Below are 14,825 nucleotides of genomic sequence, written 5' to 3'. Positions count from 1 at the left end.
AACCTCCACTAACTCTTATCAATCATTAATTTTAACATAATTCATTCTAAAAAAGATGTCGTTCTTCAATAATCTTCATGAACACTTTTTGCTTTTTTTGGATGATTTTGAACGATAATGATTGATTTTGACAAAAAATATAGTATGATATTTCTTGGAGGTAAGATGTAAGTGATTACAGAACGCCGTAGACAAGTCATTTTAAAACAATTAGCTCAAAAAAATATCATTACCATTCATGATTTAGTGAATTTGACGGGCTCCTCTGAATCAACAATTCGTCGTGATCTTTGTGATTTAGAAGAACAAAGATTATTATCACGAATTCATGGTGGTGCTAAAAAAATCAATTCTTCATTATTAGAAGAACCTAAAGTTGCATTGCGAGCCACAATGGCTCCAGCAGAAAAAAAAGCAATTGCCAAAAAAGCTGCTTTTTTAGTCCACGATCATGCCATTATTTTTTTAGATTCTGGAACAACTATCAATGCAATGATCCCTTTTTTAGCAACTAAGCGTGATTTATTAGTTTTAACTAATAGTGTTGACAACGCAGCATTACTAGCCGATTATCAAATGCGTACCATCATGCTCGGCGGTTTTTTACGTAGCTCAACGAAAGCAGCTGTTGGTCAAAACGTGACGCAATATTTAAGTGACTGTCATCTAGATCAAGCCTTTTTAGGTACCAATGGCTTTGATTTACAACACGGCTTTACTACACCTGATCCTGAAGAATCTTTAGTTAAACAGGCAGCAGTACGACAATCTGATCAGGCTTACGTCTTAGCAGATAATTCAAAATATCAACAAACTCGTTTCAGTAAATTTGCAAAGTTAAGTGACGCAATTTTAATTACTGATCATTTAGCGGATGATATTATCCAACACCTTACCCCATATACCAAGATAATGGAGGTTATTGAATGATTTATACCCTTACTGCAAACCCTTCAATTGATTACGTTTTGCAGTTGCCAAAAATGATTTTGGGCGAAGTCAATCGCGTTCAAAATGATGTTAAATTGCCCGGTGGCAAGGGCATTAATGTTTCACGAATATTACAAGAACTTAAATTATCATCAACTGCTTTAGGTTTTGTTGGTGGACCGACTGGTGAAATGTTTAGTCGTCTTTTAGATCAGCATCAAGTTACTACTAATTTTACAAAAGTAACTGGTGACACTCGAATTAATGTCAAATTAAAAGCCGATCAAGAAGAAACCGAAGTCAACGGTCAAGGACCAAAAATCAGCAATCAAGAAAAGGCAAACCTTTTAGAAAAAATTGCGCCAATAAAAACCGGCGATGTTGTAATTATGGCCGGTAGTCTTCCTCAAGGTTTGGATCAACAATTTTATTTAGATATTGCCCAACAGGTCACTCAAAATGGAGCCGAATTTGTGATTGATACCACGGGGCAAGCTTTACTTGATACACTAGCCTTTCATCCTTTGGTCATTAAACCCAATCACCACGAATTAGCCGACTTATTTCATACTAGTTTTAACAGTTTAAATGAAATTATCGGTGCTGCCAGAAAATTATTAACCAAAGGTGCGCAACATGCCTTAGTTTCAATGGCTGGCGACGGAGCATTACTAGTTACCCCCGATATGGCCTATCAATGCAATGCTCCTAAAGACATTGTTAAAAATTCTGTTGGTGCTGGCGATTCAATGATTGCGGGTTTTGTCGGTACTTATATGAAAACTAATGATGTGCTCGAAAGTTTTCATGTTGGTGCAGCCTGTGGTTCTGCCACCGCATTTAGCGAAGACTTGGCTACCATTGACAAAATCAAAGAAGTCTATCAGAAAATTCAAGTTACCCAAATTCAAGCATAAGTGAGGCGTTAAAAATGGACTTAAAAGAATTACTACGTAAAGACGTCATGATCATGGACTTAAAAGCAACTACAAAAGAAGCTGCGATTGACGAAATGGTCGCTAATTACGTCCAAAAAGGTGTCGTGGATGATGAAAAATTATTCAAAGCCGACATCTTAAAACGTGAAGCAGAAACTAGTACTGGAATTGGGGACGGCATTGCTATGCCCCACGCACGTGATAAAGCCGTTAAAAAAGCCACGGTCATGTTTGCCAAAAGTGCCCATGGTGTTGACTATGACGCTCTTGATGGCCAACCAGTCTATTTGTTCTTTATGATTGCAGCTCCAGAGGGTGCTGACAGCTTACACTTGCAAGCCTTGGCCGCCCTTTCAGCTTTATTAATTGATCCTAAACTGGTAGCAGCTTTAAAGAAAGCTAATACCCCTGAAGAAGTACAAGAATTATTTGATCAAGCTCAAGCTCAAAAAGAAGCTAAAGAAAAAGCCCAAGCAGAACAGAAAAAACAACAAGCTGCTAACGAAGACTCAAAAGATGAACGTGGTTTTATTGTTGCCGTTTCTGCTTGTCCTAATGGAATTGCACACACTTACATGGCTGAAGCCGGTCTAAAAGAAGCTGCCGAAAAATTAGGTTTAGATATTAAAGTTGAAACCAACGGCTCCGAAGGTGTTAAAAATAAACTAACTCCTGCTGAAATTAAACGAGCTGATGGTGTAGTCATCACTGCCGATAAAAAAGTAGATATGGCACGTTTTGATGGCAAAAAATTAGTTAACCGGCCAGTTATTGATGGCATTAATAAACCAGAAGAATTAATTCAAAAGATTGAAGATGGCAAAGCACCAACTTACCACGCTAATCCCGATGAAGCTGCCGCTAGTGACGACGGTGAAATTGAAGGCAAATCTTTATGGTCTCGAATTTATGCTGACTTAATGAATGGTGTATCACACATGTTACCATTTGTTGTCGGTGGTGGTATTTTAATGGCAATTTCCTTCTTATTGGAAAATGTCACTGGTGCTAAATCCACTTCTTTCCTCTTCTTTAATGGTATTGGAAATTATGCTTTTAATTTCTTAATCCCTGTTTTAGCAGCTTATATTGCTGTTTCGATGGCAGACTTACCGGCCTTAATGCCTGGTTTTGTCGCTGGTTTTATGGCTTCACAAGCTAGTGCTAGTTTTGTTCATTCTACTAGCCCTGCTGGTTTTATTGGCGGTTTAATTGGTGGTTTCTTAGCTGGTTGGGTTGTCGTTGGCATGAAAAAATTCTTCAAGTTTGTACCAAAATCACTTGAAGGTATGAAGCCAATGCTCTTATATCCAGTCTTTGGTCTACTAATTGTCGGCGCTATTATGTACTTTGCCATTGATCCAGTCTTTGCTGTTGTTAACCAAGCAATTACTGATTTTCTAACACACATGGGAACTGGTAATGCTGTCTTATTAGGCGCTTTACTGGCTGGAATGATGGCTTTAGATATGGGTGGTCCGTTCAACAAAGCCGCTTATGCCTTTGCCATCGGAATTTTTACTAACACTAAAGATGGTGCTTTGATGGCTGCTGTTATGGCTGGTGGGATGATTCCACCACTCGCAATTGCCCTTGCTGCTACTATTTGGAAAAATAAATTTACTGAACAAGAACATCAAGCTGCAATGAGTAACTATATTTTAGGTGCTGCCTTTATTACTGAAGGTGCTATTCCTTTTGCCGCTGGTGATCCATTACACGTCATTGTTCCAAGTGTCATCGGTGCTGCAATCGGTGGTGGTTTAACTCAATTCTGGGGTGTTAACGTCCCTGCTCCGCACGGAGGAATCTTTGTTTCACCACTTTCCAACAAACCTTGGCTATTCTTATTAGCTGTAGTTATTGGCGCTATTGTAGCCGGTTTGATCTATGGTATTTGGAAACCAGCTATTAAAAAAGAAGCTACAAAATAATTTTTCAAAAAGTCCGACATTTTGCGGACTTTTTTTGTATCATAATATATTAGAAGAACATAAGAGAAAAGAGGTTTTTTATTTATGATCCTAGAAGCCTGTGTGGGTGAATTTTCACAAGTTCCCAAGGTAATTAAACGTGGTGCTAGCCGTATTGAATTAAACGCCGACTTAGCTCAAGGTGGGATTACCCCTAGTTTGGGCGTCATTAAAGCCACTGTTCAGTATGCTCATCAACATCAAATTCCCGTCATTGTTATGTTACGTCCGCGAGGTCGTAATTTTATCTATAATGCCACTGAATTACAAATTATGCATGAAGACGCTAAATTAATTGCCCAAGCTGGCGCTGATGGCGTAGCGGTTGGTATTTTAACCACTGGCCGTAAAATTAACACTGATGCTTTAAACTACGTTCTCGAAGATCTACCGTTACAACGCGTCTTTCATATGGCCTTTGATGAAATCAAAAATCAACCAGCAGCGATGGACTGGTTGATTCAAAATAATTTTAAAAGAATTCTAACACATGGTGGATCACTAGATAAACCTTTAAATATCAAACATCTTCAAGAATTAATTAATTATGCTAATGAACGCATTGAAATTTTACCTGGTGGTGGCATTACGCATAGTAATGTGCAGGATATTACCCATTTATTAGGTGTGAAACAGGCTCATGGAACTAGAATTGTATAAGTAGCAAATTGATACTACAAAAAAACGAGGCTAGGACAAAAGTCGTTTAACAGTTGAGCACTAACAGAATTAAATTTCAAAATTCGAACTGGACTGTGAAAATTTAATTTCGTTAGGCACAAATTGTTGACTTTTGGACTGCAATAATGAATTAATGTTCGTTTAATTTGAGATAAAATACGAACCTTAATCTTATTGTCCCAACCTCGTTTTTAACTTATATTTTAACTATTTATTAAGAAGCTTAAAATGTAGCATTATTTTCTTATTCTTGGTATTCACACAACCGGACATAAAAATTGGCTTCTGCCAAGGTCCGATATGGAAATACCCAAATTCCAGCCAAGCCTAAGGTTAGAGACACTAAGATCTGATAACCAATAAAACTTAGACTAAAAACAAAATACTGCCAACAATGCCCTTTCATCATTTTCCGACTCAAAGTAATTGCTTCACGATATTTGATTGGTTTACCCGCTTTTACACTATCACGATAAATATAAACTGCTTGTGAATAGCTAATAGCTTTAATAATCCCTGGTACAATCAGCAACAATGACCACAAAACTATCCAAACTCCAGCCAAAATCGACACCAACAAACTCCCAATAAAAGTTTCTCCCCGTTCAAATAGTACAAAAGATTTAGCAAATGGCTTAGTTAATGGTGTATCATTTCTCATCACATCAACAGCGGCTAAACTACCACTTAAATCAAAAACTTGATAACCAATAAAAGCTATTAATACCGAGCACATCATCAAGGTGCTAACCGAATGATTAGCTGATAAAGTGCGAACAGTTTGAAGAATTGCCAAATAAAAATAAAAAAATAACATCAATAAAAACATTTGCAGAAAAAAGCTAAAGTGCTGATTTAATTTACTTTTTGCACTCTGCTTTATCTCTTTTCTATCCATAAAATTTGCTCCCCCTGTAATTTAAGCATAATTAATCTTCCAAAGAAATTTCTTTTTCCCAATCTTGATACACTTGATTAAAACGAACTTCATCTTCATCACTGAAGCCTCTAAAAATGACTTGATCAATATCTTCACGATTAAAGAAGAAAGTTTGTTTTGGGTCAACTCCCTCTGGATAACCACACCCAAGATAATCAACAAATTGATCACTTTGTGTTGTTTCGTCTTGATACATAACTCCTCGACCAATAATCATCAATTTTTTAGTACCTTCTTTAAGATAAACCAGTGATCCTAAAGGTAACAACTCTTTATTTTCCATGTAACATTATTCCCTCACAATAATTTTTAATTGATTCTAAAACTGCTTATTTTATAGTTATCACCACCTCCTTTCATTTCATTGCAATTAGCAACCTAAATCTATTTCATTCGTTTCTTGGCGGAAAAACTAATATGATACTTAGCTTCATATTCGGATTGATATTTCTATCCAATAAAAATATCCTAAAAAGATTTTTATTGGATAGAAATAGAAAAGCATCAACGTTAACAAAAAAATTATAAATGGAACTTCTATAAAGGATTGAAAAATTTAGTACCTAATATTACTGCTCCATCACTAACTGCTTGCACTAAATCATGGTGTTTTTGGAACGACAGTCATTTTGGCACTAACAATGGTTAAATTAGTTTACAGAACTTGTACTTTGCGATCCAAAACCTGCTTATTATCAATAGCTTCTTTAATGAATGCGAACTTTGACCATATAACTAACTTCCTTTCCCTCAAATAACTGAACTACTTTTTATATCTACGATATCCAAAATTAACGCGATATTCTGCTTCATATTCGGATTGATATTTGTATAAATAGTAATATGACAATACACCTTTAATTGGAAAGTAGTATAACAATAAATAAATAAAGGCAATTATTATAATGGGTACTAAGAACAATCCTGTTGACAAAATTTTAATTTCATCACTAATTTGAAATCTATCTTTAAAAAAACTAAATAGAATCTTTAAAATGCCAACAGAAAGAAACATAATATTAACAAGCTTCAAAAACACATGAATCTTTTCAATAAAATTCCCTTTTATTTTAAATCGTTTTATACCTATTTTTTATATAAATAAATATATAATTCATAACAAATAAAAACTCCTAGCATACTTATACTAAAACACAATAACATGAAAACAGTTGAATCAATATTATTCAACGATCTATTTATATCAAAAATGATATTTTTAATAACAATAAAAACTAACATCATTAGTAAGGGAACAACGGTAAAAAATTCAGAAAGTCGCTCTAATACTAAATTATTAGACAAAAAAACTATTAAATATATTAATAAAGTCCACACCAAATATGCAATAAATAAATATAAAGCAATTTTGTTCTTATGAAAAATTAATAATTCTAAAAAGTAAAGAATTAAAAAGCCAATAAAAGACTTTGAGGAAACAATAAATATAGAGGTTTTACTTTCAGATAAATTTATTAAATGTTTCAATGAAAAAGCAGTAACATACTTGCTTTGTTTAAAAGACATTTGAAATAATTGCATGCGTTTATCCTTCTAATCTAATACATTAGACCAATTTATTTTGGACAAGTTTTTTTCAAATTTATGTTCAATTGTATTTGCTTTTTTCTTAAAATTATCAGATGTTTTAGGATCAATTAATTTCTTGATAAAAATTCCGAATCCAACACCCAATCCAGCAACAGCAAATCCAGTTATTACTTCAGGTCCAAAAATTAAACTTCCTATTGCTGCTCCATATATAGCTCCACTGACTGCTCGACCTAAATCGCGGTGCTTTTGATCAGTATAATCTGCTCCAGTATTTAATATAAAATCCCAACCTAAAGCTTTCTTAGTCGCATATTCTGTAATACCGGTCTTTTTAATAGCTTTAAAACTTCCTAAAGCTGTTTTTCCAACATGACCTAAATTACCATTGATGACGTCCAGGATATATTTATTAAACTTATTAAAATAACCGGCTCCTTTTTTGACTTCTTGCCAGAATATTTTTAATTCTTCTAGTTCTCGACCACTAGCCGTGATAGTTGCTGCTACTGCCAGTTTTCTAATGGCGCTAACTAGCTTTGGACTCTTAGTAATAGCTGTCATAATTTCTTTAGATTCCAAAATTGCTGTTAAGGCTCTTTTAGAATTAGCTTTAGCTATCATCTTTAAACGCTTATAATTATCATTCCCAATTACGTCTTTAATACTATCTATAAACTTATCAATCGCACGCTGCTCTTTTTGATTTTGAATAGTTCTAATACACCCTAATTTGACGGTTTGCTTACTCAAACCCTTCATCGTTGCTGTAGGTCTACGCTAATTAAATTGTTGGAGTTTATCCAAAGTATTTTTAGAATAGTTACAGACTTGTTTTAAATTAGATGCCGGCTCCTCACTTAAACTGCTCAAGCTAACAAGATCTGCCACTGATTTAATCGTATGATTACAACTTTCAATTTGGTCAGTCAGTGAACTTTGTTCACCGTGAAATTTTTGTTCAATGTCTTGAATATAATTCGAATCTAAAATGGCATTAGCACTCGAATCTACATCACTGGCAAAAACTTGCAGCAGTTTTTGGTATTGTTGTTGTAATTCAGTTAAGTCGTTAACTAAATTATGATTCAAACTCTTATGCGTTTTATTAGCATAATTAGCCATGGATCTTTTAGCCTGTCCCGAAAAGCCCGGTGTTTGTGGAACAGCAGTCATTTTGTCGCTAACATCTAATAAACTTTCTTTTGTGAAACTAATCTCGCGACTTAATTCTCGTTGACTATCAATAACTTCTTGAATTTTGATTTTGACCATCAGTTAATGTCCCACAGATCACTTATTATGCCTATTTTTAACAAAACTAACATGGTACTCTGCTTCATATTCGGATTGATATTTTTTTAAATAATATAGTGGCAAAAATAATTTTAAAGGGGCATACACAAAAATTAGATAGAGTTCTCCAAAAATCACAATAGGAATTAACAAAAAGAGAATTCCTATACTTTGTAGAATTCTGATGAAGGTTTCATTTGCAATAACCAAATATTTAATTTGAAAAATAAAAGCTAAAAAAAAATCACAATAAAAATAGTTGCAAATAATTTAAGCATTATTTTTTTTATCTTTTGTTTTTTAGCCACAGTAAATGACTTAGTATAATCAAAAGATTGGGTTGGTTTAAAGATGTTTTGTTTAAAATTGATATATTTAATAAAAATTATATAGATCAAAAATAATACAATAAATAAATATAAAACAAGTAAAAAGACAGTAAGTCTTATATTTATTGTTGATAAAACATCTGATAAAATGGAAAGAAACAATATAAATACTACGTTTATCAAATCCAAAAAAAGTGATGATCCTAAATAAAAGTTTTCTATGATCAAATTCCTACTAACGAAAAAATTATAAATATATAAGACGGCATTCAATACACATAGCATCAAATATAAAAACAAAAAATAAATAAAGAAAAATATTTTTTTATTAGAAATTTCAAACGTGTAAAACATAAATAAAACAAAGATATTCAGTATACTAACAACAATAAAGTCATGTACAGTTTTCTTAATAGTAGTTTTACTTTTAGCATCCTTAATCAAACTGGTAATAAAACTTAAATTTATTTTTTTACTATCTTTAAACGTGAAGTTGAACATTTTTTCTGCCTTTATTAGAAAAACCATTACTCCAGTTAAACTGTGAAAATGATTTACCTATATTTTTCTCAAAGTTATGTGCATCATTTTTATATTGATCAACACGATGTGGATGGAAAAATTTAGTCCACAAAGAGTAGGAACCTACAGCTACGCCTAATCCAATAGCAACAGGCATCCATACTCCACTTCCAACCATCGCTACTCCTAATAATGCTCCACTGACTGGTCCAATATCAAAAATAGTATCAATTGCTCCATCACTCACTGCTCGACCTAAATCGTGATGCTTTTGATCAGTATAATCTGCTCCTGTATTTAGGATAAAATCCCAACCTAAAGCTTTCCTAGTCGCATATTCTGTAATACCGGTCTTTTTAATAGCTTTAAAACTTCCTAAAGCTGTTTTTCCAACATGACCTAAATTACCATTAATGACGTCCGGGATATATTTATTAAACCTATTAAAATATCCGGCTCCTTTTTTAACATCTTGCCAGAATGTTTTTAATTCTTCTAGTTCTCGACCACTAGCCGTGATAGTCGCTGCTACTGCCAGTTTTCTAATGGCGCTAACTAGCTTTGGACTCTTAGTAATAGCTGTCATAATTTCTTTAGATTCCAAAATTGCTGTTAAGGCTCTTTTAGAATTGGCTCTAGCTATCATCTTTAAACGTTTATAACTATCATTTCCAATTACGTCTTTAATACTATCTATAAACTTATTAAGTGCGCGCTGCTCTTTTTGATTTTGAATATTTTCAATACTTTTAATCTGTGACCCCAATTTGACTGTTTGCTTACTCAAACCCTTCATCGTTGCTGTAGGTCTACGCTAATTAAATTGTTGGAGTTTATCCAAAGTATTTTTAGAATAGTTACAGACTTGTTTTAAATTAGATGCTGGCTCCTCACTTAAACTACTCAAGCTAACAAGATCCACTACTGATCTAATCGTATGATTACAACTTTCAATTTGGTCAGTCAGTGAACTTTGTTCACCGTGAAATTTTTGTTCAATGTCTTGAATATAATTCGAATCTAAAATGGCATTAGCACTCGAATCTACATCACTGGCAAAAACTTGCAGCAGTTTTTGGTATTGTTGTTGTAATTCAGTTAAGTCGTTAACTAAATTATGATTTAAACTTTTATGCGTTTTATTAGCATAATTAGCCATTGATCTTTTAGCCTGTCCCGAAAAGCCCGGTGTTTGTGGAACAGCAGTCATTTTGTCACTAACGTCTAATAAACTTTCTTTTGTGGAACTAATTTTGCGACTTAATTCTCGCTGACTATCAATAACTTCTTGAATTTTGATTTTGACCATCAGTCAATGTCCCCCAGATCACTTATTATGCCTATTTTTACCAAAACTAACATGGTACTCTGCTTCATATTCGGATTGATATTTTTTTAAATAATATAGTGGTAAAAACATTTTTAAAGGAGCGTAGATAAAAATCAAATATAGGACCATAAAAATCAGTACAGGAATCATAACAAAAGAATAAAAAGTATATTGTAGAGATCTATAATTTATTGAAAAATGTTTAATCATCATTTTCTTAATAAAATCGAAAGTAAACACAATAAATAGCAATAAGCCACTATATTTAACTATTATACGTAACCAAGTATCTATTTGATCTATGACTAATTTATTTTGTGTTTTGCCACTAATTTTTTTATAAAAGCCTAAATAGTTTTTATAAACAGTGGTGACAAATAAAATAAAAATCAACAAACAAATACTATAAAAAATCATTAAGTTAATTAACGACATTTTATTGACTATTGAAAAATAAATAAATAGCAATAGCATTATAAAGATATCAATTAAATTAACCAGTTCTAATATATTAGCCACAATCGTTTCAAAGATCCAGTTTCGAGATATTACAACTACTGGTAATAAAATAAAAATACTAATAATTGTAAATGTGACGGAAGCAAACGAAATAGTATTCATAATAAATATTAATTTTTTTTGAGATAAAACAATAATCATAGATAAAAATAAAATCATTAAACAGCATAGAATTAGAACAAAAATATCTTTAAAAGTACGTTTTAAAAGACTTTTTTTTCTTAATTCATCCAATAGCAAAGTAATTGTATAATTATTGGTTAAAATTTCTTTACTTTTTTTATAAGACAGGTTTAACATAGTTTACACTCCTAAAAACATTATTAAACTTAACCTGTGAAAATTCTTTCCCTATATACTTTTCAAAACTATGAGCACCACTTTTAAATTGATCATTAACATGTGGATTAACAAATTTTGTAATTAGTATTCCTGTGCCAAATACAACTGCCAATCCTATAACTAAAGGACTTGTACTAATTGCAGATACCGTTAAAGCAGCACTAACTGGACCAAGTTCAAAAATACTATCAATTACGCCGTCGCTAACCGCCCTGCCTAAATCATGATGCTTTTGCTCTGCATAATCAGCACCTGTATTTAAAATAACGTTCCAGCCCAAGGCTTTAGGAGTCCCATATTCTGTTAGTCCTGATTTTTTAATTATTTTTAAACTACCTAACATTGTTTTGCCAATATGACCAAAACTACCATTCAAGACGTCTGGTAAATACTTATTGAATTTATTAAAGTAACCTGTTCCTTTTTTAACATCTTGCCAAAAATTATTTAAATACTCTAAATCTCTTGCACCTGTAGCTATGGTATAAGCCGTGACTGATTTAACCAATTCTTTGACCAATTTAGGATATTCACTGATTAATTTCATAATTCGGTCAGATTCTAATATTGACTTCATTGCTTTTTCAGGATCAGTTTTTGCTATCATCTTTATCCGTTTGTAATCATCACTGTCCATGACACCTTTTAAACTGTCCAATAATTTCTGCACAATTGTCTTTTCTTTTTCTGACTTGATTTGACTAATACTTTTAATCTGTGACCCCAATTTGACTGTTTGCTTACTCAAACCTGTCATCGTTGCTGTGGGACTACGCTGATTAAATTGTTGGAGTTTATCCAAAGTCTTTTTAGCAGAATTACAGACTTGTTTTAAATTAGATGCTTGCTCCTCACTTAAACTACTCAAGCTAACAAGATCCGCTACTGATCTAATCGTATGATTACAACTTTCGATTTGTTCGATCAACGCCCCTTGTTCACTATGAAATTTTTGTTCAATGTCTTGAATATAATTCGAATCTAAAATGGCATTAGCACTCGAATCTACATCACTGGCAAAAACTTGCAATAACTTTTGGTATTGCTGCTGTAATTCAGTTAAATCGTTGACTAAATTATGATTTAAACTTTTATGCGTCTTATTAGCATAATTAGCCATGGATCTTTTAGCCTGTCCCGAAAAGCCCGGTGTTTGTGGAACGGCAGTCATTTTATCACTGACGTCTAACAAGCTTTCTTTCGTGGAATTAATCTTGCGACTTAGTTCTCGTTGACTATCAATAACTTCTTGAATTTTGATTTTGACCATCAGTTAATGTCCCCCAGATCACTTATTATGCTTATTTTTACCAAAACTAACATGATACTCTGCTTCATATTCAGATTGGTATTTGTAAAGGTAATACAGCGGTAAAAACTGCTTTAAAGGCATATATATAAACAAAAAATAAAACCCAAACGATAAGAAAAAAGGTATCATAAATAAATAAAATCCTATATTCTGGACAACTGTAACAATAGTTCCATGAATTAAAATAGTATCCCTCGTTAAGCACATTACATCGATTATAAAAATTAATAAAAAAATAACAATACAAACATTTAAAATTCTTTGTCGGATTTTTTGTTTCTTACTATAGATTTTAGTATAGTCATATATGGTTGATCTTTTAGTAGTAGTTAATTCGCTATTCAAATCATAGTAACTAGTAAAAGCTTTAAAAACAGCAAGTATTGCATTAACAATATATAAAACATAAAGTAGAACAAAAGTAGATTGTTTTAAAAAAAATGGCATTTCTGAAAAAGCAAAAATAAAAAACATAAAAATCATAATAGTAAAATTTAAAAACAATAAAAAAACAGTCCAGAAAGCTTCTATTAAAATATTTTTAACAAACAAAAAATTATACATGTAAATAAAAGAACTAGAAACAATCAATATTAGATAAGCAAACAAAAAGAAATTCATATAATATATATTATCATCACAGAATTTAAATAAGAGGCATAAAAGTAAACCAATTAAGTCAAATCCAACAATTAATATAAAATCCGCAAAATTTTGGCGAAATAAAGATTTTTTTTTAAAAATTTTAAAAATTTTAAAAATTTCATCAATAACATATGAAGTTAATTTTTTGCTTTTTTCAAATGTTAGATTGAACATATTCTTTCCCCCTTAAAACATTTTTCAGATTAGTTTTAGAAACTGTTTTTCCTATACTTTTTTCAACATTATGTGAACCATTTTTCACCTGATCAACGAAATGAGGCCTTATAAACTTAATTCCCATCAAGGACAATCCTACAACTGCTCCTATTCCAGCTCCTATCGCGGCAGGAACCCATGCACCACTTCCAACCATCGCTACTCCTAATAATGCTCCACTGACTGGTCCAATATCAAAAATAGTATCAATTGCTCCATCACTCACTGCTCGACCTAAATCGTGATGCTTTTGATCAGTATAATCTGCTCCTGTATTTAATATAAAATCTCCCACTAAAGATTTCTTAGTGGCATATTCAGTAATACCGGTCTTTTTAATAGCTTTAAAACTTCCTAAAGCTGTTTTTCCAACATGACCTAAATTACCATTGATAACGTCCGGGATATATTTATTAAACTTATTAAAATATCCGGCTCCTTTTTTAACATCTTGCCAGAATGTTTTTAATTCTTCTAGTTCTCGACCACTAGCCGTGATAGTCGCTGCTACTGCCAGTTTTCTAATGGCGCTAACTAGCTTTGGACTCTTAGTAATAGCTGTCATAATTTCTTTAGATTCCAAAATTGCTGTTAAAGCTCTTTTAGGATTGGCTCTAGCTATCATCTTTAAACGTTTATAATTATCATTTCCAATTACGTCTTTAATACTATCTATAAACTTATTAAGTGCGCGCTGCTCTTTTTGATTTTGAATATTTTCAATACTTTTAATCTGTGACCCCAGTTTGACTATTTGCTTACTCAACCCCTTCATCGTTACTGTAGGACTACGCTGATTAAATTGTTGGAGTTTATCCAAATTCTTTTTAGCAGAGTTACAGACTTGTTTTAAATTAGATACCGTCTCCTCACTTAAACTGCTCAAGCTAACAAGCTCTGCCACTGATCTAATCGTATGATTACAAATTTCGATTTGTTCGATCAGCGCCCCTTGTTCACTATGAAATTTTTGTTCAATGTCTTGAATATAATTCGAATCTAAAATGGCATTAGCACTCGAATCTACATCACTGGCAAAAACTTGCAATAACTTTTGGTATTGCTGCTGTAATTCAGTTAAGTCGTTGATTAAATTATGATTTAAACTTTTATGCGTCTTATTAGCATAATTAGCCATGGATCTTTGAGCCTGTCCCGAAAAGCCCGGTGTTTGTGGAACGGCAGTCATCTTGTCACTAACGTCTAATAAACTTTCTTTTGTGGAACTAATTTTGCGACTTAATTCTCGCTGACTATCAATAACTTCTTGAATTTTGATTTTGACCATCAGTCAATGTCCC

At 32.5% G+C, this 14,825-nt stretch carries 15 protein-coding genes; 4 read left to right on the top strand and 11 right to left on the bottom strand.

Annotated elements, in window-relative coordinates:
• Positions 1-171: 171 nt before the first annotated feature.
• From AC3B7A_RS08345 to AC3B7A_RS08330, 4 genes are all read left to right on the top strand, one after another.
• Complete coding sequence (locus AC3B7A_RS08345; protein ID WP_489755639.1) at positions 172-930, top strand: DeoR/GlpR family DNA-binding transcription regulator; 759 nt, start codon at positions 172-174, stop codon at positions 928-930.
• Entirely contained in the window at positions 927-1,847 is a 921-nt protein-coding gene (pfkB, locus tag AC3B7A_RS08340; RefSeq protein WP_489755638.1) for a 1-phosphofructokinase, read from the top strand. Before AC3B7A_RS08345 ends, pfkB begins: the two co-directional genes overlap by 4 nt.
• Before the next feature lie 14 nt (positions 1,848-1,861).
• Entirely contained in the window at positions 1,862-3,802 is a 1,941-nt protein-coding gene (locus AC3B7A_RS08335; RefSeq protein WP_489755637.1) for a PTS fructose transporter subunit IIABC, read from the top strand.
• A gap of 84 nt (positions 3,803-3,886) precedes the next feature.
• The gene (locus AC3B7A_RS08330; protein WP_489755636.1) at positions 3,887-4,501 is read left to right on the top strand and encodes a copper homeostasis protein CutC; all 615 of its coding nucleotides are present in this window, start codon (positions 3,887-3,889) and stop codon (positions 4,499-4,501) included.
• Positions 4,502-4,766: 265 nt separating this feature from the next.
• On the opposite strand, the gene AC3B7A_RS08325 is transcribed toward AC3B7A_RS08330, so the two are convergent.
• The 11 genes from AC3B7A_RS08325 to AC3B7A_RS08275 form a co-directional block, all read right to left on the bottom strand.
• Positions 4,767-5,420, bottom strand: a complete 654-nt coding sequence (locus AC3B7A_RS08325) for a DUF975 family protein (RefSeq protein ID WP_489755635.1) — start codon at positions 5,418-5,420, stop codon at positions 4,767-4,769.
• A gap of 31 nt (positions 5,421-5,451) precedes the next feature.
• Complete coding sequence (locus AC3B7A_RS08320; protein ID WP_489755634.1) at positions 5,452-5,745, bottom strand: DUF4176 domain-containing protein; 294 nt, start codon at positions 5,743-5,745, stop codon at positions 5,452-5,454.
• Between the two features lie 803 nt (positions 5,746-6,548).
• A complete protein-coding gene (locus AC3B7A_RS08315) occupies positions 6,549-7,004 on the bottom strand; it encodes a hypothetical protein (protein ID WP_489755633.1) in 456 nt (151 codons plus the stop codon).
• A gap of 12 nt (positions 7,005-7,016) precedes the next feature.
• Positions 7,017-7,766, bottom strand: a complete 750-nt coding sequence (locus AC3B7A_RS08310; RefSeq protein ID WP_489755632.1) for a hypothetical protein — start codon at positions 7,764-7,766, stop codon at positions 7,017-7,019.
• A 27-nt stretch (positions 7,767-7,793) separates the two neighbouring features.
• Positions 7,794-8,288: a T7SS effector LXG polymorphic toxin gene (locus AC3B7A_RS08305; RefSeq protein WP_489755631.1), complete on the bottom strand. Its 495-nt coding sequence runs from the start codon at positions 8,286-8,288 to the stop codon at positions 7,794-7,796.
• A gap of 831 nt (positions 8,289-9,119) precedes the next feature.
• The gene (locus tag AC3B7A_RS08300; protein WP_489755630.1) at positions 9,120-9,947 is read right to left on the bottom strand and encodes a hypothetical protein; all 828 of its coding nucleotides are present in this window, start codon (positions 9,945-9,947) and stop codon (positions 9,120-9,122) included.
• Between the two features lie 27 nt (positions 9,948-9,974).
• Positions 9,975-10,469, bottom strand: a complete 495-nt coding sequence (locus AC3B7A_RS08295) for a T7SS effector LXG polymorphic toxin (RefSeq protein WP_489755629.1) — start codon at positions 10,467-10,469, stop codon at positions 9,975-9,977.
• 18 nt (positions 10,470-10,487) lie between these two features.
• Positions 10,488-11,309: a hypothetical protein gene (locus AC3B7A_RS08290; RefSeq protein ID WP_489755628.1), complete on the bottom strand. Its 822-nt coding sequence runs from the start codon at positions 11,307-11,309 to the stop codon at positions 10,488-10,490.
• Positions 11,290-12,621: a T7SS effector LXG polymorphic toxin gene (locus AC3B7A_RS08285; RefSeq protein WP_489755627.1), complete on the bottom strand. Its 1,332-nt coding sequence runs from the start codon at positions 12,619-12,621 to the stop codon at positions 11,290-11,292. The genes AC3B7A_RS08290 and AC3B7A_RS08285 overlap by 20 nt, the downstream gene beginning before the upstream one ends.
• 18 nt (positions 12,622-12,639) lie before the next feature.
• Positions 12,640-13,482 carry a hypothetical protein gene (locus AC3B7A_RS08280; protein ID WP_489755626.1) on the bottom strand — a complete coding sequence of 281 codons (843 nt, stop codon included), beginning with the start codon at positions 13,480-13,482 and terminating at the stop codon, positions 12,640-12,642.
• Positions 13,463-14,812 (bottom strand): glycine zipper family protein, encoded by a 1,350-nt coding sequence (locus tag AC3B7A_RS08275; protein ID WP_489755625.1) that lies wholly within the window; start codon positions 14,810-14,812, stop codon positions 13,463-13,465. The genes AC3B7A_RS08280 and AC3B7A_RS08275 overlap by 20 nt, the downstream gene beginning before the upstream one ends.
• Positions 14,813-14,825: the final 13 nt, after the last annotated feature.

It is taken from the genome of Bombilactobacillus sp. ESL1202 (assembly GCF_058107125.1).
This window is presented reverse-complemented; position numbering and strand designations above follow the sequence as displayed.

Coding starts and splice junctions, on each gene's coding strand:
- AC3B7A_RS08305 (WP_489755631.1), bottom strand. CDS start 8,288: ATGGTCAAAATCAAAATTCAAGAAGTTATTGATAGTCAACGAGAATTA.
- AC3B7A_RS08315 (WP_489755633.1), bottom strand. CDS start 7,004: ATGCAATTATTTCAAATGTCTTTTAAACAAAGCAAGTATGTTACTGCT.
- AC3B7A_RS08335 (WP_489755637.1), top strand. CDS start 1,862: ATGGACTTAAAAGAATTACTACGTAAAGACGTCATGATCATGGACTTA.
- AC3B7A_RS08285 (WP_489755627.1), bottom strand. CDS start 12,621: ATGGTCAAAATCAAAATTCAAGAAGTTATTGATAGTCAACGAGAACTA.
- pfkB (WP_489755638.1), top strand. CDS start 927: ATGATTTATACCCTTACTGCAAACCCTTCAATTGATTACGTTTTGCAG.
- AC3B7A_RS08290 (WP_489755628.1), bottom strand. CDS start 11,309: ATGTTAAACCTGTCTTATAAAAAAAGTAAAGAAATTTTAACCAATAAT.
- AC3B7A_RS08320 (WP_489755634.1), bottom strand. CDS start 5,745: ATGGAAAATAAAGAGTTGTTACCTTTAGGATCACTGGTTTATCTTAAA.
- AC3B7A_RS08295 (WP_489755629.1), bottom strand. CDS start 10,469: ATGGTCAAAATCAAAATTCAAGAAGTTATTGATAGTCAGCGAGAATTA.
- AC3B7A_RS08280 (WP_489755626.1), bottom strand. CDS start 13,482: ATGTTCAATCTAACATTTGAAAAAAGCAAAAAATTAACTTCATATGTT.
- AC3B7A_RS08330 (WP_489755636.1), top strand. CDS start 3,887: ATGATCCTAGAAGCCTGTGTGGGTGAATTTTCACAAGTTCCCAAGGTA.
- AC3B7A_RS08275 (WP_489755625.1), bottom strand. CDS start 14,812: ATGGTCAAAATCAAAATTCAAGAAGTTATTGATAGTCAGCGAGAATTA.
- AC3B7A_RS08325 (WP_489755635.1), bottom strand. CDS start 5,420: ATGGATAGAAAAGAGATAAAGCAGAGTGCAAAAAGTAAATTAAATCAG.